This window comes from Novosphingopyxis sp. (genome assembly GCF_965218915.1).
Lineage (GTDB): Bacteria > Pseudomonadota > Alphaproteobacteria > Sphingomonadales > Sphingomonadaceae > Novosphingopyxis.
This window is the reverse complement of record NZ_OZ244708.1, coordinates 1,595,446-1,619,346: the sequence shown is the minus strand read 5'-3', so window position 1 is coordinate 1,619,346 and position 23,901 is coordinate 1,595,446. Positions and strand designations below refer to the sequence as shown.

Below are 23,901 nucleotides of genomic sequence, written 5' to 3'. Positions count from 1 at the left end.
GGGCATGCGCCCGCGCGTATACACTCCATCCGCAGCCCGCACAGACTTGATTACTCGTTCCCCAATAGCGAGCCGTAGACAGCGGTATCTCCCACGGCATCGGGATCACCGCCATCTTCCCATTCCCGGCAGGCCCGCGCGGCTTCACCGGCGAGCGCGGACGCCTGCGTGAGCAGGTCCTCCAATTCGATATCGTCTGAAAGAGTTTTCTGGTTCATCCCGAAAATGAAAACACGCAGAAAACTCACACACAATTATTTGCGTGCACTTCTGAGCTTCGAGACCGACCCTCTGCTACCTGAGCGGGGGTCAAGTCACCGCGAGCCCGCAGTCAACCGTGGCTTATGCGATGGCGCAATCTCCGTGTACACGGCCGTGTATACGAGCGGCAGCTTCGCGCCCTAATATTGGTCGTAAGTTGACTTTCGACAGCGCTCCGAAAGCGGACAGTGACAAGACGCTGGTAGATCGGCTGCTGAGGTGGACATTCCGGAATGTCCGCTGCCCAGAGCATGACTGAGGCCCCGCCATGATCGGCGGGCCTTTTCACCTTCAAACTCACTTCCGCGCGATGAGCTGTTCGCGCCGGACCGCGATCGCGCCCGTCACGGCCCGCAACACTTCTTATACTTGCGTCCACTTCCGCAAAAACACGGATCGTTGCGACCGATCTTGCGCCGCGTTCGGGTGCGCTGAAAGCCCTCCAATGTTTTTGGAATGCGCGACCGGGCATCCGGCGGCAAATCGCGCGCGAGCTCCGCGCGAAGCGGGTCGTATTCCCATGGAAACGTCAGCGCGAGGCCGACCAGGGGCAAGCCATCTGCCGGGTCGACGAACAGTCCGAACCAACGGTCGGCCTTGCAGGCATATTTGCGCGCTTCCACATGGGCTTCCAGCCGGTCACGAACCTGCCGTGGCGGCTCATAGCTGCTATGGACGGTCAACCCTTCGCCGCCCATTGCAAAGCTGAAGTCGTGCTGCCGCATGTCGGCGACCGTCTGAGTTGTGATCAAGCCGACGCCCTCATTATAGGCCTTAATCGAGTTACCGCTTGCTTCGAGCATATAGAGTGCCAAGTCGACCAGCGGCGGTTCGGGGCGTTCCTCGATGCGTTTCAGCATACCGTCGAATGCGGTCCCAGCGAAGGCCGTGAGCGGTCCCTTCGGCGTCTTCTCTCCGGCGATGCCGCGCCGCCTGGCCAGTATGGCGATCTCGATCGACCCGGTGATATTGTCGTCCAGCATCATCCCGCCGATGTCTTCGCTGATCCAAAGATTTTGCCGGACATGACAAGCAAGCAGCACCAGTTCGTGGGAATAGATCAGTCGTTCTCCGAAACGGTCCCGCAGCTCGCAATAGCCGAGAAACCGCACTGGACGATCAAGCATTTCTGCAATGGCATCAAGCGCGAAAATATCGGTGACAACGGGCTGGGCGACGCGGTCGATGTCTCGCTTCTTCAGGAAGCGATCGGTCTGGAAAACCAGTGAGGGATAGTGGTCGGAGACAAGGCAGATGGGGTAAATTTTCTGAGGTGGATGCCGAAGTGTTACGACCGTGCCGTCGGCGAGCGTGATTGACGTGCTCGAATCAAACAGCGCCTCGGCGCAGATCTGAGCCTGATCGTACGCATCCTGCACCGCGCCCTGGAAGTCGCGCCGCAAACTGCGCTCGTTGCCCTTCCGCGCCTCGATCGTGAGCCGCTTCGACTTGGCTTGAACCAGCAGGACCCGACCGCCGAATTCGACGAGGATGTCGATCTCGCCGATCCTGTCGCCTTTCGCGCGGTCGAGATTGAGACCGCGATGCACGTTCGCCCGGCCGAAGACGTCGATCAGCCGCTGATGGATGAAAGCTTCGGTGAAGACGCCCCGGTGTGTTGCCGCGGTCGGCCAATATGCCTTGTCCGCAAACATCCAGTACATCGGGGCTTCGTAGAGCGCCTCGACCGGCGCATAATGTTGTAGGACGGCGTAGTGGTCCTCATCGAGCGCGATCAACGGCGCCGAGACGGCACGATTATAGTCGTTGAGCGCGACAAACTCAGCGTTGTCGCCAAGCGGGGTCGAGAATGCCGCAATGATCGCTGCAGCCTGCTTCTCGGCAACTCCGCTGCGCGCGATCAGATCGGCTTTCGAGACGATAAAGCCGGGAAGAAGCGACCAGGTTGATGGGTCATCACGATCCGCAATCTTCCATCGCGCGGTAACCTGCTCCTCGCTGAGAGCGAGGCACGAATCGACGATCGCCGCAGCGTCCTCGATCGCAAAACCACGATTCGATTCGAGCCAAGGGTTGTCCGCCCTGTATTTGTCGACCGCGAAGTCGCGATACTGGAAGTTGAACGCGGACTCGCCACCATAGAAGATCGGTTCGCGAAGCGTTTCGGCCTCCTCGCGGGCGGCTAGAAAATTCTCGAGCCCATCGCCGAACATGGACCAGCTCAGCCGGCGGTGGAGTTCCTCGAGTAACGTCTCCACCCTCGCTAGGAGCGCCGTTGGATCATCTAGCAGAGGGCCGAAGACCTCTACCCCGCCTTGGATCATGTATCCGATCAGCGTCGCGACTTCGGTACGAATTAGCCGCTTGAACCCGAAGAGATGCGCCATATCCTCCGGCTTCATCTCGTCCTCGTAGAAAACGAAATTGTCGCGGACGATGACGTGTGCGACCACATGTGCGAAGCCGGGCGTCCGGCAGAGCTGCCGGAGCTCCGTGAGAATGTCCGCCTCTTCGCGAGGCGGCGTCGCTGGCAGGGTCGGCGCGCGCGCCTGTCGATGTTTGTCGCGTTGCGAATTGAGCCGGCGGCTTCCTGCCTTCGCCATCTTCCAATCTACCCGCCTGCGGCAAAGGACACCACGCCGTGACCGCAGTGTTGATCCTGGTATTGGAGCCGGAGGGACGTTCTCATTGGCTAACCGTACACCGAAGCTTGGCGCACCCGGCGCAGGAAATTCGCGATCATTGTCTCGTCATCGACGAACGAAACGATTTGCGGCCGGAGTGTGCGAACGGTGTTGGTGTTCCGAAACCAGGCACCGAAGTTCTCGGTCTCCTCGAGTGACTGCAAAGCCAGGGTAACGGCGAATGGCCCTTCGATCTCCTGTTCCGTAAGGAACTCGGAGAGGTCCTTCAGGTAGCGTTTGACGCTCAGATCGAACTCGTGAAGCGCGAGCCGTCCTTCGCCACTCGTCTGATAGAGGGCAAACGAGGCGAGTGCGTGGATGAACCAGTCGTCACGAACGAACAGCCGTTCGATCGCCCGCTGATTGAAGTCATGATTGAGGACTTGGTGCCCATCTTCGCAAACTTTGAACCAGCTTGGCGCGCCCTCACTGAAGCTCGGCGCCGACGATCGGACATGGTCTTCCTGCGCGAAAGGCCGCCGCAAATGATCGAAGTGATCGCGGGGAAGAATCCCGATGCGAAGTGCTCGTCCGGGTGCGATTACGTTGTTGGCTACCAGCCGTGCATCTTCTTCCGCGGTCAGTTCGTCGAGGGTACGCAGCCAAAGCAGTTCGTCGACGAACCGGCTGCGCAGCATCCCCGGATCGATGGGCAGATTCCTTGCGCCCGATCGGATCAGATATCCTCCGGTCAGTCGATTCATGAACGGCCCGGTCGGGTGGCGGGGTATCCGAATGTCGAGAATGAACCCGCCATCCATGTGAAGCGGAACTACTTCGACATCAGCAGGCGTCGGGGTGATGCCGTCCTGGATCAAAGTCTGAACCCGAAGCGAGAACTTGTCGGCGTTGTCGGTCATCGGGCGGAAGCCGTCGAAACGGCCATCCCGTTCTTCGACTCCAACAATTATGCGCGACGGGCCACGGTTTAGGAAGGCGACGATGTCATCGAGCAAGCGCGTCTTGGTTTCTGGTTTATCGAAGTCGATCTGCCGTTTGAAATCAAGATCCTGCCCTTCCTGAAGGTCTCCGCCTTCGATCTCCGAGATGCTCAAAGAGGCGATAACATTGCGACGACGCCGCGGTTCTTTCGGACCTTCAACGGTAGTAATCGTAATCACGAGACTCGGATCTCCTCCAGTAATCGGGCGTTCGCTGCCGGCACGTCGCCGGGTTAAGGCCTTTCGATATCGATATACTCCATCTCGTTCGAGAATTGCCCCTCAATGACGGGCTGGAAGAAATGCCACTGATCGGTCGCCGTGTCGGCTAGAAAGACATAATCGGGCCAGTCGTCTCGGTCTGCGAGAGCCGCTTCGAGCGCCTCAGCGATGAGGATGTGATTGCTGAGTGCAATATCTGACCATTCGAGGATTAAGAAGGTCGTGTCTCCCTCCTGAGCACAGTCGTGGAGCTTGGGCAGCTTTTTCTTGAGTGCCGTCCGCATTCGCTCAAGGCGCAGATTCTCAACATCTTCTCCGACCGTTCGTGAAAGGAACAGTGCGCCATCGTGACGCCCGGATTCATTCCAGTGCACCCGCAGCGTCAGCTTAATAGGAATCCCTTCGATCTCGTCAGAACGCGATCCATGATATCACTGCGGGCAGTGGTGGCGATCCTTCCGTTCCGGGCACTCGTCATGAAGCTGCTTGCCTGCCTCCACGATCCAAGCCAAAAGCCTCTGGCGCAGTTCGGCGTGCGTTCGCCGATGCTTCCCCAAGGTTGGGTGAACAGGAAAGAGTAGCACGTACGTGCCCGGCTCTGGCATGTTGCCGTTGAGATTGGCTTCGATCTCCGCCGTCAGCTTGCCAAACTCTTTCCCCGTCTGAATCGCGAGAGGGAATGGCTCGACCAGCGTGTGCTCGATGGCAATGCGCCGGTCGCCCAATCGCAAACGCATCTCGACCGGCGGACCCGATCCGTCCTTTTCCGGGTAGGTGACATCGGACCGCGTCACTTTGAACTCGTGCTCAAGCAGCCGGATCAGCGCTTCGCATAGTGCTTCTTCATTATTCATGCGACCAGCTAGCATGTCGCCGGCGCAATCCCCATGAAGGTTAGCTCCGCGCGCGCGACGAGGGCGATCGTCGTCACCATTCCCAGATCGATCGCGCATCCGAACGCGGCGGCAAAGCGCAACCCGATTTGTCCGACGTGCGCTTGCCCAATCCCGTCGACCTGACGCTCTTCACCGATGCGTGCTTCCTGCACGACGGCAAGTTCCGCGTCAAAGCCGTGAGCGCGGCCCTCCCATCGCTGGCGACCAGATGCTAACGGGCGATGGTGTCATCCTCTCGACGTGAAAGAATCCGCCCGCCGTGACCAATCCCGAAAACCTCTCGCCCCGGCTCGCCGGGCTCAAGGCCGATCTCGCCGCCCGCATTCCGACCCGGAACCAGACGGCGCAGACCGAGCTCGCGGCCAAGTCGCTGTCCGAGGTGATCATCCGTTACCTGTCCTGGCAGGCGCGGCTTATCCGCCCGCGCCCGCGCGACGTGGCGATCTGGCCCGAGGTCACGGCCTCCAGCCATTATCCGGCCTACGCCGCCGAAATCGCGAACATCGAAGCCGGCTTCCGCGCCGGCGACGATATGAATCCCTATCTCTCGACCCAGGTTCGGACGCACGCCTATGCGGCCGAACTGCCACCGCCCACGGCGGCGTTGTCGAACGACGAATGGGTGAAGCGAAACTGGCGCGGCAAGGATCGGATGCGCGTCACCGTCGATGCTCACCATTTGCATCTCGGCGGCAAGCAGGCCGATGGCAGTGTGGCCCGTTCGGGGCCATTGCTGTTCGCCGGCATCACGCCCGATCAAGCATTCTTCCTGACGATCGGCGACCACGACAGTTTCGACGACGGCACTGTCTCGGGCATCATGCACGACAAGCTCGATGCCTATCTCGCATCGCAAGGGGGCGGTGCGATGCTCGGAGGCCCGATGATCACGCTCGGCGGCACGCAAGTGAAGGACGTCAGGCGCGCGGACAGCATCATGAAGACGCTCCGCAAGCTCGACGACGCACTCGACAATCATGCCGAGTCGGACGTGAATGCCAGCGTCATCCGGCTCGAATGGGATGATATTGTGGCGACCAACGACACGAGCGGGCAAGATTTCGCGCGGATCAAAGGCCAGCTCTAAGGCGCCACAAGATGCCGATCGCAATAGTTCGAAGCTCAACGCGATTGTACGCGATGGTAAACTACAGATGGCGTTGGCGATTCGGTCCGTGATCCGCTGTCACGCGATAAATCCGCGGCCACGTGAACGTCTCGCCGGGTGATCGGGCTGCGCAGATGTTTGGGACGGGGTGGCAGGTGGCTCTGCGGCGGTATTCCGGCCGACAAACTGCTGGTGACCCCGCCGGCATATGTCTTCTTTGGGCTCTTTCGGGGAAGCGCAAGCCGCTAAAATCGCAATTGTTGCCTTTAGGCTTGCGAGAAGTGGGGAGCCAGCACCAAATATGCGGCGCAATGGAAAACCCCTACGAAACCGCCAAAGCGTTCGCACTTGATTTCGGGCGGACGGAATATGCGCTCAAGCGCTCCGACTATCGTCGAAAGAACAAGGACGTCGCCGAGGCGGACTGGGACTCATTCGCTGGCGATCTCGGCGCGGATTTTTTCGCGCGTATAGTCGAAAAGGAGATCGCCAAGACATTTATTGGCGATCCACCGCGTCGATTAATGGCAGACATGACTTGGTCACCAGAGAAAACCTCGCCGCTCACCAGCGTGCACGAGTTGATAGTCCAAGGCGTATGTCGCGTGCGGAACAGCTTTCTTCACGGAGAAAAATTCACTGGCGGACCAGAGGGGCAGTGGGATCGCGATCTTACGCTAGTCAAAGAGGCGCACGCCGTGCTGATGGAAGCGATGGCCTTCGGGCGTCTCACGCGCGATTAAACAAGGGTTACGGCGAATGCCCTTCACAAAATCCGAAGGGCTGACAGAGTCCGAAGCACTTCTTGCCTCGTTATGCGAGCAATCGTTCTTTGCGCTGTGGACATACCCAAACTTGTTCAAGAAGGCCGCGAAGGAAATGATCGACCTCATGGTCGTCTTTCGCAGCGACGTCCTCCTCTTTTCGGACAAGAGCTGCGCCTATCCGGAAACGAATAATCCCGACCTGGACTGGAAGCGTTGGTATTCGCGCGCCATCGCAAAATCTGCCCATCAGGTGCAACAGGCCGAACGTTGGCTTCGAAGTCAGCCGACCCGCATATTTCTCGACGCCAAGGCAACAGAACCGTTGCCAATCGACCTGCCGCCTCCTGACACTCTCAAAATTCACCGTATTTGCGTCGCGACAGGTGCAGCGGGACATTGCCGTCGTGTAACCGGTCAGCCAATGCTTGGATTGGATTTTACCGCCACAGGCGACGAGGCGCCGCTCCGTATCGGAACCGTGCCCGAAGCAAACGGCTTCCTCCACGTCTTCGATGATGTTTCACTCGCTTTGGTTATGCGAGAACTCGATACCATCAGCGACTTCGTGGAATATCTCAACGCAAAAGCCGATCTCGTCGCTGGGGGCAAATTCAAGGGAGCCCCGACGGAAGCAGATCTGCTTGCCTATTATCTCCATCATGGCCGCACGTTCCCCGACACCCAGCAAGATTTCGTGCTCCAGCCGAACCTATGGCGGCAAGTGGAAGCGCAACAACCGTTTCGTGAGGGCCGAGAACTCAACCGCCGCCATCGACTGTGGGACCGGCTGGTCGATCGAGTGACCCGGCTCTACCTCGCCGAGGAACTCCAGTTTGGCAACGAAACGACGATGTCAGACCACGAGTGCCTCGTTCGGGTCATGGCCAGTGAAAGCCGGTTCTACAGACGCCTCCTCTCACAGGCGATCGAGGATCGCGCCGAGCGCGCGCGCGGCGGCTGCATTGGGTCTATTCTTCCATCACAGGATCCGAATGTCCTCTATGTGTTGTTGATGGGGCCTGGCGCGCGCCGCGACCAATATGAGGAGTACCGAACGCAGAGGTCGCAGGAACTGGTTCTTCGTTGCTACGCTGCAAAGGCTGCTCGCCCGCATGCACGCTACATTGTCGGCATCGGCCTCGATGCCCCCGGCGGCGATGGATCGTCGGAAGATCTGGTTTATCTCGACACCGTTGATTGGACAGCAGAGGAGGCTCAAAAAGCCGAGGATATTCGCCGCGACCTTGGCTATTTCGTCGAAGGCAAGATGCAGGAGCAGTTGTTGGACGTCGAGGAGTATCCGGGTTCGTCTTGATGTCAGGGTAATGCCCCGATCCGGTTGCTGGTAGCATGGACGTACGCGCGAATTTGTTCTAATCCTGTTCCCATGGCGAGCGCTTCTGCCCCGACCGATTCCGACGATGATTCTCACGACATCCTGCCGTCCCAGTTCCTGCGGGAAAGGCGTCCGGAAATCTATTCCGACACCGCTGGTCGGACGGACTATGAGCTCGACAGAGCGGTCTTCGATCATCACCTTGAGACGCTGACCCGGCGTAACCAGACTCACGATTTCGAGATTTTTTGCCGAAAACTCTGTGAACGCGCGATCTGTCCCAACCTTAGAGCGCAAACCGGGCCAGATGGCGGAGGCGACAGCAAGGCTGACGGCGAGAGCTTTCCCGTCGCCGACGAACTTAGCGATATCTTCTTCGAGGGCGAAGCCAATTCGGGCCGCGAACGCTGGGGCTTTGCATTCAGCGCGAAGGGGGAATGGAAGCGAAAGATTCGCGAGGATGTCGACGGGCTCATAAAGACCGGTCGCAGCTATGACCGCATCATTTGCTTGACGAGCCAGTATATCAAATCGAAGGAGCGCGCGGCGCTCGAAGACGAGCTTTTACAAAGCACCGGCGTTCCGATCACGATCCACGACCGCACCTGGGTCATCGACCAGGTTCTCGACCATGGGCGCAAGGACCTTGCCTACAACTATCTCGGGGTCGGCAAGGAAATCACCGACGAGAGCAAGCTTGGCCCGACCGACTATTCCCGCCTGCAGCAACTTGAAGAAATCGAAAGAGACCTAGCTCGTGCGGCTTCCGGGCCGGGGATCGGCCGCGATCATGTTCTTGACGCCCTCGTCGCGGCAAAGCTGTCGCGTGGAATGGAAAAGCCCAAGGTCGAGACTGACGGGCGGTTCGATCGCGCGATCCGTCTCGCGGACAAGCATGGCAACCTCCATCAGAGGGTAGAAGCTCGATACGAGCGCATCTGGACGGCGGTCTGGTGGTACGACGATTTCGCCTTTCTCGAGGATGAGTTTGATGCAATCGAAGCGCTCGCCAGCGAAGCCTTGCACGCGCGAACGCTCGGATTTCTCGTCAACCTGGGCCAACTTCTGTTCACCGCGGTGCTCCACGGACACGCGGGCCGGGAAGCCGTTCAGCTCGACAAGCGCATCGCTAGGATCGCCGAGCTGCTGACGCCTATGAGCGAAGACGGCGAGCGACCGAACAACCAGCTCGAGGCCGACGCAGCACTGCTACACATCGAGATGAACTGGGCGGCAATGAGCGGGGATGCCGATGCGCTGACCGCCATTTGGCGCGGTTACGTCGACATTGTTGATCGAGCCAAAGGGCTCGGCGAGTTCGATGCGGAGCGTGTCGCAAATCTGATAGAGGCCGCAGAGGCGGTGGCCGGTGACGATCCCGCTTACGCCGAATTGATCGACAAACTCGCGGATTTCGTGGCGGAGCGTGAAGGTGAGTCGCAAGGGGCCTTACTCCTGCTGCGCCGCGCGAAGAAGCTTGAGCTGACCAGGCATTTCGAGATGATCAGGCTGCTCTCGAAGGCCGTCCTGCATCTCACCAAGAAGGAACACAGCCACAGTCTCGAAGATGCACTCTCCCATCTGGCGATCGCGTATCGTAGTGCGGGACTGTCCTGGGCAGCACGAGCGACCTGCATCTTCGCTATCTCCACCATGTTGATCGAGGTCGAAGAAGGCGACCGACTTCCGCTCCGTTTTGGCGTTCTGCTAAAGATCTGGATCAGCCTGTCCCTCGACCTTCGCCATTATCCAGACATCGCTGTCGCGCTGCCGCTACTCAGAGGGGTGGTCGCGGGGCTTCCTTATAGCGACGAAGCGCGCGCGCAGTTTGGCAAGCAGATCGAAGAGTTCGAAATCAGCGCCGGAAGTCAGATACTGAACCTGTCGGATGACGAATTGGCCTGCCTCGCCGATTGGCCGGATGTCCTTGAGCAGAACGAGATTTTCCTTGTGCGTACGGCGCTGCTGTACGCGCTCGGCTATGAGGACGTCCTTCGCGATGATGGCAGCATTCCCGAAGCCGAGACGCCCGAAAACGTGGCGCAAATGTTCTCGGTGATGCTCAGCCAGCCGATCGGATCACAAAGGCCTGAGAATTGCCCGATCCTCAATGAGACGAGCAAGACCCAGCGCTTCACCACACGCATATTGGGTATGACGGTCGATGTCCGTACGCCTGGAAGTGACAACGGCATTCTGGTTGCCGAGATGTTGTTGAGCAGTCTCGAAGCCTTCCTCGCGACCGCGATCGAGCATCGGATCATGCCGCACACCGAACATTTCACGATCGAAGTGTCGGAAGACGATACGTGCGAACAGCCCACGTTCTCGATCGATCGCGACCGTATGGTGGGCTCGCTTCAATGGCCCACATCGTTGCCGCCGACGGGGTTTAGCGAACAAGCGGTCATTCGCGATCTCTGGCCGAGCGTCGCCGCGCAGCTTCTGGATGCGACCTGCATCGTTCCTGACACCGAGAACGTCCTAACGGCCTTAACGCGCGAGGAACGGGCGATCGACCGGATGACAATCGCGACCACCTCGCCAAACAGTTATCATCGCATATTCTCCCGACACCTCACGCGCGCGTCCGATCTCGTCGAGACGGAATGTCGGCCATACCCTCCGCGAACACGGCCCAAGATCGAACGCATCGACATCGAAGGCCTGGTGGCAAAGCAATCTGGAAAATCGCGCGACGAGCTTCGCGAGCGTGAACCGCGCGGCGAGAGCCACCGAGATTATGGTATCCGCACCATCATCGATCTCCATCTTTGGGACGCGGCAAACTGGTGCGGCGCAGGGTTCCTTGGAAACGAGGAAGGATATCCGCCGTTCTACGCGCTGCTGTTTGAGGACGAAGCAGCTGCAACCAAGATATTTGAACGGTGGCGCGAGCGCATTGGACCCTATGACGAAAATGACCTCATCCGCCTCTCAATCATCCGGCGAATACCAAACATCGATCGCTATCACTACTCGATCCAGATTAGCGCGAACCCTGACCGCGCAGAGATGGAATCCGGCCGAATTGTCGGATTCACTGCGCGGTCGCTCGTAACGGAGGCCACGAGCGACCGTAATCTAGATACGTTCCTGGCGATGTATCGTCAGTTCGGCGCCTACTATCTCATTCCCGCTATCTGGAACAATGGCATGGATGAGCCCCGTTTTCTCACCAATCTTCCAGTCCTGAAGCGCGCACTAAATGTCTACGAAGCGGCGGACCTCACCGACCAGCACATCGAGCTGATGGCAGCGAAGCAAGCGCAGGAGCGATAGGCGCCGACGGCTAGGCGCCCAATATCATTGAGATGGTCGAGCTTCTCAAGCAATTGACCAATCGCGAGATTGCTACACTCATCTGGATCGGGCTTTTCCTGATCTGGATGCTGGCGATGCCGAAGATTCGGCAATCGCTAGGCAGCGTTGTCAAAGCCTTCTGTCAACCGGTCATTCTCAGGGTGGTCGCCATAGCGGCGCTCTACATCATGGGCACAATTTGGTTGCTGCATTGGCGCGGCATCTGGACGACCGATTTCATCTACTCGATCCTCACCTGGGCAATCACATTCGCGCTGGTAGCAATGTTCGAGGCGCATAAGCTGGCGTCAGACAAACGGCACATGGGCAAGATCATTCGAGACGTCATAAACGTCACGGCAGTGCTCATCTTCATTATCGAGCTGCATAGTTTCTCGCTTTTAGTCGAGTTGGTCGCGCTTCCGGTCCTGACCTTCATCACGCTGATGCACGAGATGGCGAAAATGAAGGAGGAACACGCGGCAGTCGAAAAACTGCTCGGTGCGATCCTCACGATCGTAGGCCTGTCTTATCTCGCCCTCAGCCTTTGGCAGACATGGACGGGATATGAGGATATCAATGGGCTCGATACACTTCGCGCCTTCATAATCCCGATCCTTCTCTCGCTGCTGTTTCTCCCGTTTCTGTTCGGCCTTGGTGTCTACATGGCCTATGAGAGGATCTTCGCCAGCCTGTCGCTCTGGATTGATAAGAATCTCCTAAAGTACTCTAAGCGGCAGGCTGCCATCAGGTGTCGCACCAATCTCGACTACCTCGAACGCTGGCAAAGGGTCATGCAGTGCGAGCGCCCCGAAACGAAAGAGGAGATACGTAAACTCTTCAAAGATGTTGAAGCGGTTCTGAAGCGCGAGAAGTTGCCGCCTGAAGTCGACCTGAAAGATGGTTGGTCGCCGTGGTCAGCAAAAGACTTCATGCAGGTCTTCGAGCTCGAAACGCGAGGTTATCATCAGGGATATGAAGGAAGATGGTTCGCAGAAACCAACCTCAAACCTATTGGTAAGGGATTTCCTCGAAACAACATCGCCTATTACATTGAGGGCCAAGCGAGTTGCGCAGAACAGCTCAAGCTGAAATTGAACGTTAATGCGCCCGATGATGATGAAGAGGCGCGCGCGCTGTTTGCGCAGGCGGCGCTTTATCTCCTGCTTAAAGCGAGCAATTCAGCGCCGACCAAGCGGGTCGAGCGAAAGATCGAGGCGCTTGGAGATTTTGAACTCGCGAGAGCTCCACACACGATTTCACTCAAGAAAGACGACTGGTCGCGCGGGACGCGGCCCGAATATGATCTCGTGTTCAAAATCGAGATGAAGACTAGTGACAGCTGCCAAGTCTGAGAACGTCTGCCATTTGAGTCGTGAGCCGAATGGCAGCTTTTCAGCTTCGATCTGTTAGAAGCCGACAGTCTGCAAACGGCCCTGTTCTAGCCGCGAAGGCGGTGATCGACCGTCTGCTGCGCGAGCAGAGGGTCGAGTTGCTCAATGCGCGGTTCGGCGCTATTTTTCCACTTAACGGCAACGCGTGTATACGGATGTGTATACGAATGGCTTCGCAAGATGATCACGGTCGCAACCACAATGAGCGTGCACGTTAATCCCCCAATACGAAGGCCACTGTACGGTGCCCACGGGGGCATATTGCAAGAGCGAATTAGTCATCGGCTGCATGATTTGCACGGGGCCCGTGAAACGCCCGGTAAGGCGGTCGGGGCGAGGTGAAGAAACCTCGAAGGTTCTCAAGGTTCTCATCGAAGAGCCGCTGGCCGGTTGCGGGTAAGACTGTCTGCGCCTCTATGACATCATCCAGCGCTATGGGATAAACCTGATCGGGATCGTCGACGCGGCACAGGTTGTCACGACCAATCAGGAGACCCGCTTGCCCATCAGCGTTTTGACCACTTAGCTCCATCGCGACCGAAATAATGTCACGCCAATCCCACAGACCACCCGCGCTAATTTGCCTCTCGGTCATCCGCAATTCGCCGGACCCGCAGCCGAGGGACAGGATGCGGATGCAGTGTCGGTCGATCGCGTGACAGGTCAAGGCGTCGACAAGCGCCAGCATGATCGGATTGTTCGCCCAGATGCCGCCATCAGCGTAGAATTGGGTTCCTATGCGATGCGGTGGCAAGTACGTTGGCGCTGCCGAAGTGGCCAGCGCTACATCGACCATCGCGGTCCGCCAATCCTTCTGAAAATCAGGATGGTGCGGCGTCTTGAGGATATTGACCTTGGTGTGAGCATCGAAGGTGGGGATGACCAAGCGACGGTCAGCTTCCCCTAGCACCATCCGTCCGAAGTTGCGTTCGAGTAGGGAGCGAAGAGCGGCCGGGTCATAGCGGACGGACCGCACATCGGCGGCCTTTCGGCTTAGTCTGGCTAAAAATCCGCGTGATCGCCCCGTCGTGACCAACGGTGGAAAGATCTCCTCGCCATGATCCTTATATAGCGTAAGGATATGGCCCGCCTTCATGCCCGCTGCAAGCCCCAAGGCGATTATGCCACCGGTCGACGTGCCCGCGATCATGTCGAAACAGGTTCCAGCCGATGCTCCATTCAAGAAGCGGCGCTCACACTCGTCGAGGATGGTCGCGGGAAGTATGCCCCTTATGCCGCCGCCATCGATCGATAGGATGCGAAACTCTTGACCATTATCCCACGGAAGTTGAGGTCTCAGGTCCTGACGCGTTCCCGACGAACGAACGCCCGCCGGCATTGGAGCCAGATTGCTTGTATCCGGAGAATTCGGCACCTGCACGTTCCTTCCCGGCATGGCGTCCCAAGCCTAGCCATTTCTTGGTCACGAGCCATAGCTCGTAGGATTGCAGCCAGTTTAGGGCGAACGGGATCGTTGTCGTCGAAAGCGGATCACTCAAGGTCCACTCGCGTGCGTCAGCATCGAAGACGCATAGAAATGGACCAGGACGGGCAATCCGAGGGTGTCGCCAATAAACATGGGGCAGCGGCCCTTCCTCCGCGTCCCGCTGCTCCTTCAATCGGGGGCTCAAGACCTCGATAAGTGGTTGGACATAGAGCAGTGACTTGTATTCGATAACAAGCGGCACGGCGTGCTCGATGCGCACTGTATAGGCGGTCTCGTAAGGCTGCAGTACACCGGTCCAACTAGCCGTTCGATCATCAAGTCGCGAACATTGCCAATGCGGTAGCGCCTGCGCCATGTCCTCAATCTGCTGGTCGAGCGTCATTCGGGCGGGATCCAACCTCCCATGCTCGTGTTCGCTCTCGCCGGAACGATGAGTCCCGCGCCGACACCAAGACCGACCCCGCCCTTGGCACCAGCGCGTCCCCAGGCTCGACCGATCGCTGGTGAATGAAGCTTGCCATCACTCGACATGCGCGATGCCCCACCAAGAATGGAGTGGTTTTGGGCCTTCGCATGTTCCTCGAGGATGTGGTCGGCTAAGGCGGAGCCAAACAAATCATCGAAAACCCGCTTCACACGTACGGGTTCGAATTCATGGCGCTGCAGTTCCGTGAGCTCGGTCACGAAGTGTCGCAGGTCCGCCGCCCAAAGTTGTTGCGCGGTTCGATCCTCAGGCCAACGATCCGTGAATTCATCGGCCTGATGAGCGGGGTTGCGGACCTCGATCAGCCCCCCTCGCCGGTCGGCCGCCACGATCGCATCGCGCATGGTTGTGGCGATTGCCAGCACCTCATCCGTGAGGGAAAAGCCGCCCAAAGGCGCATCGAGGGCTAGGGCGGCCATCACGACGGAAGGAGGTTTGCGGCGGCCCATGTGATCGCCGTGTTTGCGATAGCGTTTGTCGCGGAAGCATTTGAGCAGTTGCAGCGCGACCACGCGCGGCGACTTGCGCTCAAGCGGTAGGTGGGTCGGCATCAGCTGCGTCTCAGCTTTTTCGACCAAAACGTGTCCATCAGCGAGTAACTGACCGTCAACCAGCAAACGCCGGGTCTCAAATCGTCGGGCGAATTCCATGCTGACCTGAACTGTCCGATTGAAATGCGAGGCGAAACCCGACGGATTGACCTCCTTCGTGTAGGATTCACCGGTCTCAAGTTTGTCATGAAATAGGTTTGCCACTCGCTCCGGCGTACCAGGGAGCCGTACAACTGGCATGAGGTCGACGGTCACACCGTCGGAGTAGTGAACCGTGACGCAACGGCTGTTCCGCTCGACCTTCAGCCCCCGATAGCGCTCGTCGTTCGTATTGACGATCGCGCTATAGAGCTTGTCGAGCATGACACTCGGCTTGGTATCCAATGGCAAAGAAATTTCGAGAACCGCATCTACATCATGCTGATCCCGCTTTATCTTGGACCGGATCGCTGCGTGGATCGCGAAGCTTCCGGAGGGATAGACCTCCGCCACATCGTCCTCGAGCGGGCTGCCGGATCGATCCACGTGACGAGCTAGGGCCTCGTAGCGGCGGGTGGCCTCCTCATGCATCGACAGGGTAAGTTGCAGTGAGCGCGCGGTGTCCATCAGCGCCGCCTCGACTGGCCCAAGCGCGCTCGCAGTTTCAAGCAATTCGGTAATCGTCATGTCGCGTCCTTTCGGTTGATCCTATCCGCGCGGGGGATGAGGATCGTGTCCGTAGCTATCGCGAAGGCGAATACGCCCATCGCGGCCGTGAATGAGGAGTTTGGTTTGCTGATTGCGAGCTATTGCACGAGCAGCACGTGTCGCGTCTTTCTGCGTTGCATGCCGTGACGAGGCGCGTTTGCTGCCCGCACTCTTTACCGCCCATTGGCCATCACGGTGCACGACATGCTGGTTCTTGCTGGCCATTGCAAACCCTCTTCAAATTGCGCTAATGCACCACCGTTGCGAATCTGCAACGCGGAAGGAATTGCACATGTCGAACATTCTTGCAAGGGTCGAATAGTGGCCGCCGTGTGGTTCGATGGGGAAAAGTTTATCAACACGCTCGACGGGGTACGCCAAGCGCGGAACATGACTTGGAGAAAGGTTGCGGACGAAGCCGGTGTCAGCGCTTCTACGCTCACCCGGCTTTCTCATGGGAAGCGACCGGATGTCGACAGTTTAGGGGCGCTGGCTAGGTGGGCGGGTGTAGGAACTGATGGATTCTTCCTGGATCATGAAATACCTCGGTCCGCAGAGCCGGTGGCGCAGGCGATGGGCTACTTAAGAGCCGATCCGAACCTGGACGCAGAGGGAGCAGAAGCGCTCGCAGCTATACTGAAGGTCGCCTACGATAATTTTCGAAAGGCTTGATTGGTGGGCTTGCGGCGGGGCTTCAAAAGCGAGGCGAACAGAACTGCCTGTGAAGTTCGAAAGGAACTCGGCCTTGCCGCGGCCCACCCTTTGTGCCCGTTCAAGGTCATTGAGCACCTTGAAGTGCCTATCGCTAAGCTTTCGACTTTCGCGTCAAAAGCGCCTCAGGCGGTCAGCTATTTGGCGCGGACATCGGGTAAACTACGGCTGTCCGCACTGACCGCATCCCTCGGGCCGGAAAAGTTGATCATATACAACGATCGGCTTCCGCCAACCCGGATAAGGGCCGATCTCATGCACGAGGCCGCGCATATGCTTTTGATGCATCCGCCGCATCCAATGTGTGGCGCCGATGGTACTCGAGAATACGTTGCGGAATTGGAGGAAGAGGCGAATTGGCTTGGACCTGCTCTACTCGTATCGGAAGAAGCAGCGCTATCGATCGCCAAGCTGGGAACGGACCTCCGCTCGGCCGCAAATAATTTTGGCGTGAGCCCGAGCCTCATGCAGATGAGGCTCAACGTGACAGGGGCTCGCCGCCGAGCGCGGCGCGCACTGGCGTCACAATAATGGTTGTTGGAGAACGAGATGTCGAAGAAAATTAGCGGTGCAGAATATCCTCTCTCCAAAATTTTCAGTTCTGAATTCGAATATGTGATTCCTTCTTATCAACGGCCCTACGCATGGACGGTCGATGAAGCATCTGAACTGTTCGATGATCTAAAATCGTTTTACGACACCGAAGATGAAGAGGGATACTTCCTCGGCAGCATCGTTCTCATCAAGGGAGAGGACAAACCGCTCGCCGAAGTAATCGACGGCCAGCAACGGCTGACAACACTCACCATCCTATTCGCCGCCTTGTCCTGTGCCCATGACGGAGCGAACAAGGACGAGTTGAAAGGCTACGTTGTCGAGCCGGGTAAGAAAGCTGAGAAAATTGAGCCAAAGCCCCGCCTAACCCTGCGCGAGCGGGACAAGGCGTTCTTCCGCAAATATGTCCAGGAGTTCAATCTGGACGAATTATTCGAGCTTGACGAATCCGGGCTTGAAAACGAGGCCCGTGCTAATATCCTCCGCAATGCCGTCCATCTGCGGAAAGCAATCGACAAGGCATTCGACAAGCCGGACGAACTACTCGACTTTGCGAGCTTTCTGCTGACCCGCTGCTATCTAGTGGCTGTTTCGACGCCGAACGAAGCGTCCGCTTTCCGCGTGTTCTCGGTGATGAACAGCCGTGGGCTGGACCTGCAACCGACCGACATCATCAAGGCCGACATCATCGGCAAGATCAGCGGCGAAACGGAGCGGCAGGAATATAACGACAAATGGGAAGAGATGGAGGTCGAGCTAACCCGCGAAGGCTTCCGCGATCTCTTCACCTACCTCAGGATGATCTACGCGAGGGAGAAGGCCAAGCGATCATTGTTGGAAGAATTTCGAGAGCACGTCCTTCCCAACAATCCCGATCCCAAGCCGTTCATTGACGACGTGCTTGAGCCATATGCCGATGCGTTGGATGCCATTCGCAACGCCTCCTACACGGCGATCAGCCATGCCGAGAAGGTCAATTTCTACATTACCTGGCTGAACCGGATCGACAATTCGGACTGGATTCCGCCAGCGATGCTGTTCCTCAAAAAGCATCGAAACAACCCAGCTATGCTGGCCGACTTTTTCCAACGGCTGGAACGCCTCGCAGCCTATATCCATGTGTGCCGGGTCTATGTGAATGAGCGGATCGAGATTTACGGCAATCTCATTGCGGAAATTGAGGACGGTGAAGAGCTGGACGATATGGATTGGCTCCATCTCGATGAGGATGAAAAGGAGCTGTTTCGGGATACGCTCAATGCCAATGTTTATGAATTCACACCCCGGCGCAGAAACTATCTCCTGCTTCGGTTAGATTCTTTCATTGGGGACGGCGCGGCCTCCTACGACGCCAAAATCCTGACCATCGAGCATGTGCTTCCCCAAACCGTAAACGACGAGTCCGAGTGGGCGGAATGGTGGCCCGATTCTGACAAGCGCAAGGAATGGGTGCATCGGCTGGCCAACCTCGTGCCGCTCAACAAGAAGAAAAACAGCGCCGCCCAGAACTACGATTTCGACCGAAAGTGCGACACTTATTTTAAGGGCAAAAGCGACGTGTCCTCTTATGCCTTGACCAGCCAAGTGCTCTCGAAAAAGCGATGGACGCCCGAGATTATTGAGAAACGGCAGGAGGCGTTGCTGGACGTGCTAATCGAGAACTGGGAGCTGGAGGAAGAGGAGGAATGAGCCGTCCTGCCAGCCAAAACGAAAAGGAGTTTTCGTGTCTCGCCTGACTGATCTTATTGCAAAGGCGAAGGCCAAGGACGCGCAGCTTGGTAAAGAGCTGGAGCGGGAATTCCGGGCGCTTTCGTCGCGCCGCTCTTTCGGGCTGAATTTCGAGCGCCACCGTCCGGAGAATGTCGAACTGCCCGGTCGCCCCGTTCGGAAGGGAGACAAGGTTCGCATACTCCCGGAGCGCGGATCGACGAAGAAGGGCGACCAACGGCTGTGGAAGGTGACGGGGCTGTCCGGCAAAGGTGCAGAACGGACCGCCAGTCTGTCGCTTCTCTACGCGGATAAGCCGGAAGGGACCGAGGCGGCTGTCGATGATCTGATCGTAGTCGCGGAGTTCAAGGATTACATTTACCCCGGCCTTGTCAGCACAGGGAAGGTCGAGCGCGGCGGCGATAAGCCGTTCCATACCGTCATCAATGGCGAGAATTTCCATGCATTGGAGGCATTGACCTTCACCCATCGCGGCAAGGTGGATGTGATCTACATCGATCCACCATACAATTCGCGCGCGAAAGACTGGAAATATAATAACGACTATGTCGATCCGGACGATGATTACAAGCACTCGAAATGGCTCGCGATGCTGGAGCGCAGGCTCAAGATTGCTCGCGAATTGCTACGCCCCCGCACTGGAGTGTTGGTAGCAACTATTGATGAAAAAGAGGTCCATCGCCTCGCTTTGTTGCTGGAGCAGGTGTTCCCAGAGTCAGACATCCAGATGATTACTAGCGTAATTAGCGCCAAGGGGGCGGTGCGAGCTGGAAAGTTTTCACGAGTTGAAGAGCATGTATTCGTTGTCACTGCGGGCGGAACGAAGCTCACCCCTTGGTTCCGAAATATGCTCGATCCAGCGAAAGGCGACGGAAACGACACGGCGGCATTGGAATGGCTTGGTCTAAGAAGGCGCGAGCCTTCCAGCATAAGGGGCGCACGGCCCAATCAGTTCTACCCCATTTTTCTTCAAGAAACGAATGGCCACCTCCATTCGGTTGGAGACGCAATCAATGACGATATTGACAGAGAATCAGTCGAAGTCCCCGGAGGAACAGTTGCGGTTTGGCCGCTGAAGCCAGACGGGACAGAGATGCTATGGGGCCTTACGCCTGAGGTTTTGCGCCGTCGTTGGAATAAGGGCTACGCCCGTGTCAATTCATGGAAAAAGGCGGAGAAAAGAGGGACGGTCCAGTATCTGCCGGGTGGCACGATCTCACAAATCGAAGAGGGCGCAATCCAAGTTACTGGGAAGAAACGTGATGGCTCGGTCATTGGAGTTGTCGCTATTGATGAAGACACTCCGCCACCAAAACGAGTTTGGAACCTGCCTTCGCACAATGCCGAGACGGGAGGGACCAACGTAATCTCTAAACTTATCCCAGGGCGCGGTTTCCCATATCCAAAGTCTCTTTACGCGGTTGAAGATGTTTTGAGGTTCTTCGTTGAGAAAAGCGAAAACGCCATCATTCTTGATTTCTTCTGCGGCTCCGGGACAACCGCGCACGCGGTCATGCGGATTAACAGAATCTACGGCGGGCATCGACAAAGCATCTCGATAACCAACAACGAAGTCGCCGCTGCTGAGCAAGCCGCCTTAGTTGATAAGGCGCTTCGTCCGGGTGATGCTGATTGGGAGAAATGGGGCATCTGCGATTACGTTACAAAACCTCGCGTTGAGGCGGCAATTTCGGGTCAAAGCCCCGACGGCAGTGAGGTTGAGGGCGATTATAAATTCACCGACGAATTCCCGATGGCCGAAGGCTTCGAAGAGAATGCTGAATTTTTTACCCTCACCTATGAAACCCCGGTTGCCGTTAGCCACAATCGTGCCTTTGAGCGCATCGCTCCGCTGCTATGGATGCGAGCAGGAAGCGAAGGTGAGCGAATTGGTAGGCTGCCCGAGGATGGCTGGGCCGTTGCCGATACCTACGGTTTGCTGACCGATCTCGACAAGGCTGCGCCCTTTGCCGCTGCGATGGAAGGCAAGGCCGACATGCGCATCGCCTATATCGTGACGGACGACGAACGCCGCTTTCAGGCTGTGGTGCGACAAATGCCGCCAAAGGTGGAGCCGATCCGGTTGTATGAATCCTATCTCACCAATTTCCGCTTCGCGATGGGCCGCTAGACGATGAAATTCACGCTCAAGGATTATCAGGACGAAGCGGTTGCCGACGTTCTCGAACGCTTGAAAAAGGCCCGCAAGCGCTGGCACGAGGATGGCGACAAGCACGCTTTCTCGCTCACTGCCACTACCGGAGCAGGAAAAACGGTCATGGCGGCGGCTGTGTTTGAAGCGTTGTTCTTCGGGAGCGACGAATTCGACTATCTTGCCGATCCGGGCGCTGTGGTGATCTGGTTCAGCGATGATCCGTCTTTAAACGAGCAATCCAAGTGGCGATTGCATCAAGCCTCCGACAAGCTCACCGTATCTGATCTGGTGACGGTCGAAAACACGTTCAGCCGCGAAACCTTCGAGCCGGGAAAAATCTATTTTCTCAACACGCAGAAGCTGGCGAAAACGAGCTTGCTGGTTCGGGGCCACGATCCCGATGATGCTCCTCTGGAGAAGGATGGTTCCGGCGGACGGCTTATGCCCGATCTGCGATCCCATACGATTTGGGATACGATCCAAAACACCATCGAAGACCCGGACCTCACGCTCTACCTCGTGCTCGACGAAGCGCATCGCGGGATGAGAGATGGAAGCGCGTCATCGACCAATGGCAAGCCCACCATTATCAAGCAGCTTATCAATGGCACGGGCAGCGTTCCGGGCATTCCGATAGTTTGGGGCATCTCAGCTACCGTCCAACGATTCAACGATGCCATTCAAGGGATGAAGGGCCACGGGACGCTTCCCAACGTCGTAGTGGATTCGAAAAAGGTGCAGGATAGCGGCCTCATCAAGGACACCATTAAATTGGACGTGCCCGATGAAGCGGGCAACTTTGCCACCGTCCTGTTACGCCGGGGAACGGGCAAGCTGCGCGACATTTCCAATGCCTGGGCGGATTATGCCAAGCAGCAGGGCGAGACGGAAGCCGTCCAGCCGCTTTTGGTGTTGCAAGTGCCGAACTCGCCTAACCACAACGATATTGGCGAATGGTTGGATGTCGTTTTCGATGATTGGCCGGAACTGCCAGAGGGTAGCGTCGCCAATGTCTTTGGCGAGCACAAGGAAGAGCAATTTGGCAGCCATCGCGCCCCGTATGTCGAGCCTGAGCGCGTTCAGGAGCGGGACGATATACGCATCCTTGTGGCAAAGAGTGCGATCAGCACTGGCTGGGATTGTCCCCGCGCCGAAGTGATGGTTTCCTTCCGTCCAGCCAGCGACAAAACGCACATTACGCAGCTTTTGGGGAGAATGGTGCGGTCCCCGCTGGCCAGACGCATACCCGGCAACGAACAATTGAACGCGGTCGATTGTCTGCTTCCACATTTCGACAAGGATTCAGTCGACGCGGTTGTGACCGCCCTCATGTCGGGCGGTGAAATCGGCGAGGATTTGCCCCTCCGCCGCGTTCTCATTCATCCTGTCGAATTGTTACCCAATCCTGCCGCTTCCGAAGACGTGTGGGAGAAGCTGCTGTCTCTCCCTTCGCAATCTCTCCCTAAGCGGCAAGCCCGTCCGGTCAAACGGCTTACCGCCTTGGCGCATGAACTGGCTAGTGATGACTTACTGCCGGATGCGGGGAAAAAAGCCCACGCAGCGATGCACAAGGTTCTCGGCAGAGCGCGAGCCGATCTAGCCAGCGAGATTTCGGCAAAGCGTGAGAGTGTGCTGACAGTCGAAGGGCTAACCTATGAGGCGGACATTGCGTCCGAAGAGCGCACTTTCAACGAATTTGTCGAGGAAGCAGATTATGCGGTGATCGAGGATGCCTACAAACGCGCAGCACGGATTATCAGCCCTGACCTAGCGACAACTTACAGCGAACATCTCGCAGCACAGAATGAAGATGACGACGATAGCGATGAGGCGCTGATTGATGCTCATACAGACGTTGCGGCGATGGGGCTTGTAGAAGCCGTCAGGGAGCGTCTGGAGGGCGCTGCCGAGGCGCTGGCGAACGAATGGCTATCAGAGCACCGCGAAGCGATCTCAGCCCTCACAGACGAACGGCAGGAAGCCTATCGCCAGATTAGCGAGCTGAGCGCCGAACCCTTCGATGTGTCACTTGCCCGCCCGAAAACATGGTTGCAGCCAACTACGGTGAAGGAAGCAAACGGCACTGAAAGCCCGTTGCCAAAATACAACGATCACTTGATGTGCGATGGCGATGGAATGTTCCCGGACGAACTGAACCAATGGGAACGCAAGGTTCACGAAATCGAGATGGAAAGGGAGGGCAGGACAGCGTGGTATCGCAACCCAGCCCGTGCCAGCCAGGACTCACTTGGAATCGTTTATCACGAGGCGGGTGAAGCCAAAATCATGCGACCCGACTTTGTGTTTTTCAACGACAATGCCGGTGGTGAAATTGTAGCGGATATAGTCGATCCGCATGGCCACCATCTTGCCGACTCCCTCCCCAAGCTCATTGGCTTAGCCAACTATGCAGAGAAGCATGGTGCCCTTTATGGACGGATCGAGGCCGTGTCAGAGGTCGATGGGCGGTATAGAGCTCTGAACGTCCAAGATCCTAGTGTGAGAGCGGCAATCAGGAAAACGAGTGACGCGAAGTCACTTTATCGCAGCGAAAATTCGGAAACCTACCTGTAGCGGTTCTAAAGGGTGCCGGTCGATAAACGGGCGATCGGATGTATCTGACCCTTTGTGTACACGGCGTATACACAGCCTCAAAAACCACAATCCGCAGCAAAACCCTAAACTGCAAAAACCGCCGTTCTCCGCGGGT

20 protein-coding genes are annotated in these 23,901 nt (G+C 57.4%); 10 read left to right on the top strand and 10 right to left on the bottom strand.

What is annotated here, in order from left to right; genetic code table 11:
• Window positions 1-50: 50 nt before the first annotated feature.
• The 6 genes from ACOQPC_RS07460 to ACOQPC_RS07435 form a co-directional block, all read right to left on the bottom strand.
• Window positions 51-248 (bottom strand): hypothetical protein, encoded by a 198-nt coding sequence (locus ACOQPC_RS07460; RefSeq protein WP_420608006.1) that lies wholly within the window; start codon window positions 246-248, stop codon window positions 51-53.
• A 357-nt stretch (window positions 249-605) separates the two neighbouring features.
• The gene (locus ACOQPC_RS07455; protein WP_420608005.1) at window positions 606-2,825 is read right to left on the bottom strand and encodes a YecA family protein; all 2,220 of its coding nucleotides are present in this window, start codon (window positions 2,823-2,825) and stop codon (window positions 606-608) included.
• 89 nt (window positions 2,826-2,914) lie between these two features.
• A complete protein-coding gene (locus ACOQPC_RS07450) occupies window positions 2,915-4,027 on the bottom strand; it encodes a helix-turn-helix domain-containing protein (RefSeq protein ID WP_420608004.1) in 1,113 nt (370 codons plus the stop codon).
• A 53-nt stretch (window positions 4,028-4,080) separates the two neighbouring features.
• Window positions 4,081-4,443, bottom strand: coding sequence for a hypothetical protein (locus ACOQPC_RS07445; RefSeq protein ID WP_420608003.1), 363 nt, complete (start codon window positions 4,441-4,443; stop codon window positions 4,081-4,083).
• Between the two features lie 57 nt (window positions 4,444-4,500).
• Window positions 4,501-4,923 (bottom strand): hypothetical protein, encoded by a 423-nt coding sequence (locus ACOQPC_RS07440; RefSeq protein WP_420608002.1) that lies wholly within the window; start codon window positions 4,921-4,923, stop codon window positions 4,501-4,503.
• Between the two features lie 8 nt (window positions 4,924-4,931).
• A complete protein-coding gene (locus tag ACOQPC_RS07435; protein WP_420608001.1) occupies window positions 4,932-5,117 on the bottom strand; it encodes a hypothetical protein in 186 nt (61 codons plus the stop codon).
• A gap of 107 nt (window positions 5,118-5,224) precedes the next feature.
• On the opposite strand from ACOQPC_RS07435, the gene ACOQPC_RS07430 reads away from it, so the two are divergent.
• The 5 genes from ACOQPC_RS07430 to ACOQPC_RS07410 all read left to right on the top strand — a co-directional run bounded on the left by ACOQPC_RS07430 (window position 5,225) and on the right by ACOQPC_RS07410 (window position 12,834).
• Window positions 5,225-6,052 (top strand): hypothetical protein, encoded by an 828-nt coding sequence (locus ACOQPC_RS07430; RefSeq protein WP_420608000.1) that lies wholly within the window; start codon window positions 5,225-5,227, stop codon window positions 6,050-6,052.
• A gap of 332 nt (window positions 6,053-6,384) precedes the next feature.
• Window positions 6,385-6,816, top strand: a complete 432-nt coding sequence (locus ACOQPC_RS07425) for a hypothetical protein (RefSeq protein ID WP_420607999.1) — start codon at window positions 6,385-6,387, stop codon at window positions 6,814-6,816.
• A gap of 16 nt (window positions 6,817-6,832) precedes the next feature.
• Entirely contained in the window at window positions 6,833-8,155 is a 1,323-nt protein-coding gene (locus ACOQPC_RS07420) for a hypothetical protein (RefSeq protein ID WP_420607998.1), read from the top strand.
• Window positions 8,156-8,227: 72 nt separating this feature from the next.
• Window positions 8,228-11,458 (top strand): hypothetical protein, encoded by a 3,231-nt coding sequence (locus ACOQPC_RS07415; RefSeq protein WP_420607997.1) that lies wholly within the window; start codon window positions 8,228-8,230, stop codon window positions 11,456-11,458.
• Window positions 11,459-11,490: 32 nt separating this feature from the next.
• Window positions 11,491-12,834, top strand: a complete 1,344-nt coding sequence (locus ACOQPC_RS07410) for a hypothetical protein (protein ID WP_420607996.1) — start codon at window positions 11,491-11,493, stop codon at window positions 12,832-12,834.
• Between the two features lie 313 nt (window positions 12,835-13,147).
• Here ACOQPC_RS07410 and ACOQPC_RS07405 read toward each other — a convergent pair whose 3' ends face one another.
• From ACOQPC_RS07405 to ACOQPC_RS07390, 4 genes are read right to left on the bottom strand one after another with little or no spacing between them, the layout of a single operon-like run.
• A complete protein-coding gene (locus tag ACOQPC_RS07405; protein ID WP_420607995.1) occupies window positions 13,148-14,212 on the bottom strand; it encodes a CBASS cGAMP-activated phospholipase in 1,065 nt (354 codons plus the stop codon).
• Entirely contained in the window at window positions 14,148-14,702 is a 555-nt protein-coding gene (locus ACOQPC_RS07400) for a hypothetical protein (RefSeq protein WP_420607994.1), read from the bottom strand. The genes ACOQPC_RS07405 and ACOQPC_RS07400 overlap by 65 nt, the downstream gene beginning before the upstream one ends.
• Window positions 14,699-16,021 carry a nucleotidyltransferase gene (locus ACOQPC_RS07395; RefSeq protein ID WP_420607993.1) on the bottom strand — a complete coding sequence of 441 codons (1,323 nt, stop codon included), beginning with the start codon at window positions 16,019-16,021 and terminating at the stop codon, window positions 14,699-14,701. Before ACOQPC_RS07395 ends, ACOQPC_RS07400 begins: the two co-directional genes overlap by 4 nt.
• 21 nt (window positions 16,022-16,042) lie before the next feature.
• On the bottom strand, window positions 16,043-16,267 hold the full coding sequence (locus tag ACOQPC_RS07390) for a DUF2188 domain-containing protein (protein ID WP_420607992.1): 225 nt from the start codon (window positions 16,265-16,267) through the stop codon (window positions 16,043-16,045).
• 96 nt (window positions 16,268-16,363) lie between these two features.
• Between ACOQPC_RS07390 and ACOQPC_RS07385 the strand changes: the two genes are divergently transcribed.
• The 5 genes from ACOQPC_RS07385 to ACOQPC_RS07365 all read left to right on the top strand — a co-directional run bounded on the left by ACOQPC_RS07385 (window position 16,364) and on the right by ACOQPC_RS07365 (window position 23,765).
• Complete coding sequence (locus tag ACOQPC_RS07385; RefSeq protein ID WP_420607991.1) at window positions 16,364-16,714, top strand: helix-turn-helix domain-containing protein; 351 nt, start codon at window positions 16,364-16,366, stop codon at window positions 16,712-16,714.
• A gap of 294 nt (window positions 16,715-17,008) precedes the next feature.
• Window positions 17,009-17,284, top strand: a complete 276-nt coding sequence (locus ACOQPC_RS07380; protein ID WP_420608094.1) for an ImmA/IrrE family metallo-endopeptidase — start codon at window positions 17,009-17,011, stop codon at window positions 17,282-17,284.
• A gap of 18 nt (window positions 17,285-17,302) precedes the next feature.
• Entirely contained in the window at window positions 17,303-18,997 is a 1,695-nt protein-coding gene (locus ACOQPC_RS07375) for a DUF262 domain-containing protein (protein ID WP_420607990.1), read from the top strand.
• Between the two features lie 34 nt (window positions 18,998-19,031).
• Entirely contained in the window at window positions 19,032-21,167 is a 2,136-nt protein-coding gene (locus ACOQPC_RS07370) for a site-specific DNA-methyltransferase (protein ID WP_420607989.1), read from the top strand.
• Between the two features lie 3 nt (window positions 21,168-21,170).
• Complete coding sequence (locus tag ACOQPC_RS07365) at window positions 21,171-23,765, top strand: DEAD/DEAH box helicase (RefSeq protein WP_420607988.1); 2,595 nt, start codon at window positions 21,171-21,173, stop codon at window positions 23,763-23,765.
• The last annotated feature ends 136 nt before the right edge of the window (window positions 23,766-23,901 follow it).

What these genes read in the sequence shown, in the direction of transcription:
- ACOQPC_RS07455 (WP_420608005.1), bottom strand. Translation starts at nt 2,825, where the DNA reads ATGGCGAAGGCAGGAAGCCGCCGGCTCAATTCGCAACGCGACAAACAT.
- ACOQPC_RS07440 (WP_420608002.1), bottom strand. Translation starts at nt 4,923, where the DNA reads ATGAATAATGAAGAAGCACTATGCGAAGCGCTGATCCGGCTGCTTGAG.
- ACOQPC_RS07425 (WP_420607999.1), top strand. Translation starts at nt 6,385, where the DNA reads ATGGAAAACCCCTACGAAACCGCCAAAGCGTTCGCACTTGATTTCGGG.
- ACOQPC_RS07420 (WP_420607998.1), top strand. Translation starts at nt 6,833, where the DNA reads ATGCCCTTCACAAAATCCGAAGGGCTGACAGAGTCCGAAGCACTTCTT.
- ACOQPC_RS07415 (WP_420607997.1), top strand. Translation starts at nt 8,228, where the DNA reads ATGGCGAGCGCTTCTGCCCCGACCGATTCCGACGATGATTCTCACGAC.
- ACOQPC_RS07410 (WP_420607996.1), top strand. Translation starts at nt 11,491, where the DNA reads ATGGTCGAGCTTCTCAAGCAATTGACCAATCGCGAGATTGCTACACTC.
- ACOQPC_RS07405 (WP_420607995.1), bottom strand. Translation starts at nt 14,212, where the DNA reads ATGCCGGCGGGCGTTCGTTCGTCGGGAACGCGTCAGGACCTGAGACCT.
- ACOQPC_RS07400 (WP_420607994.1), bottom strand. Translation starts at nt 14,702, where the DNA reads ATGACGCTCGACCAGCAGATTGAGGACATGGCGCAGGCGCTACCGCAT.
- ACOQPC_RS07395 (WP_420607993.1), bottom strand. Translation starts at nt 16,021, where the DNA reads ATGACGATTACCGAATTGCTTGAAACTGCGAGCGCGCTTGGGCCAGTC.
- ACOQPC_RS07390 (WP_420607992.1), bottom strand. Translation starts at nt 16,267, where the DNA reads ATGGCCAGCAAGAACCAGCATGTCGTGCACCGTGATGGCCAATGGGCG.
- ACOQPC_RS07380 (WP_420608094.1), top strand. Translation starts at nt 17,009, where the DNA reads ATGCACGAGGCCGCGCATATGCTTTTGATGCATCCGCCGCATCCAATG.
- ACOQPC_RS07375 (WP_420607990.1), top strand. Translation starts at nt 17,303, where the DNA reads ATGTCGAAGAAAATTAGCGGTGCAGAATATCCTCTCTCCAAAATTTTC.
- ACOQPC_RS07365 (WP_420607988.1), top strand. Translation starts at nt 21,171, where the DNA reads ATGAAATTCACGCTCAAGGATTATCAGGACGAAGCGGTTGCCGACGTT.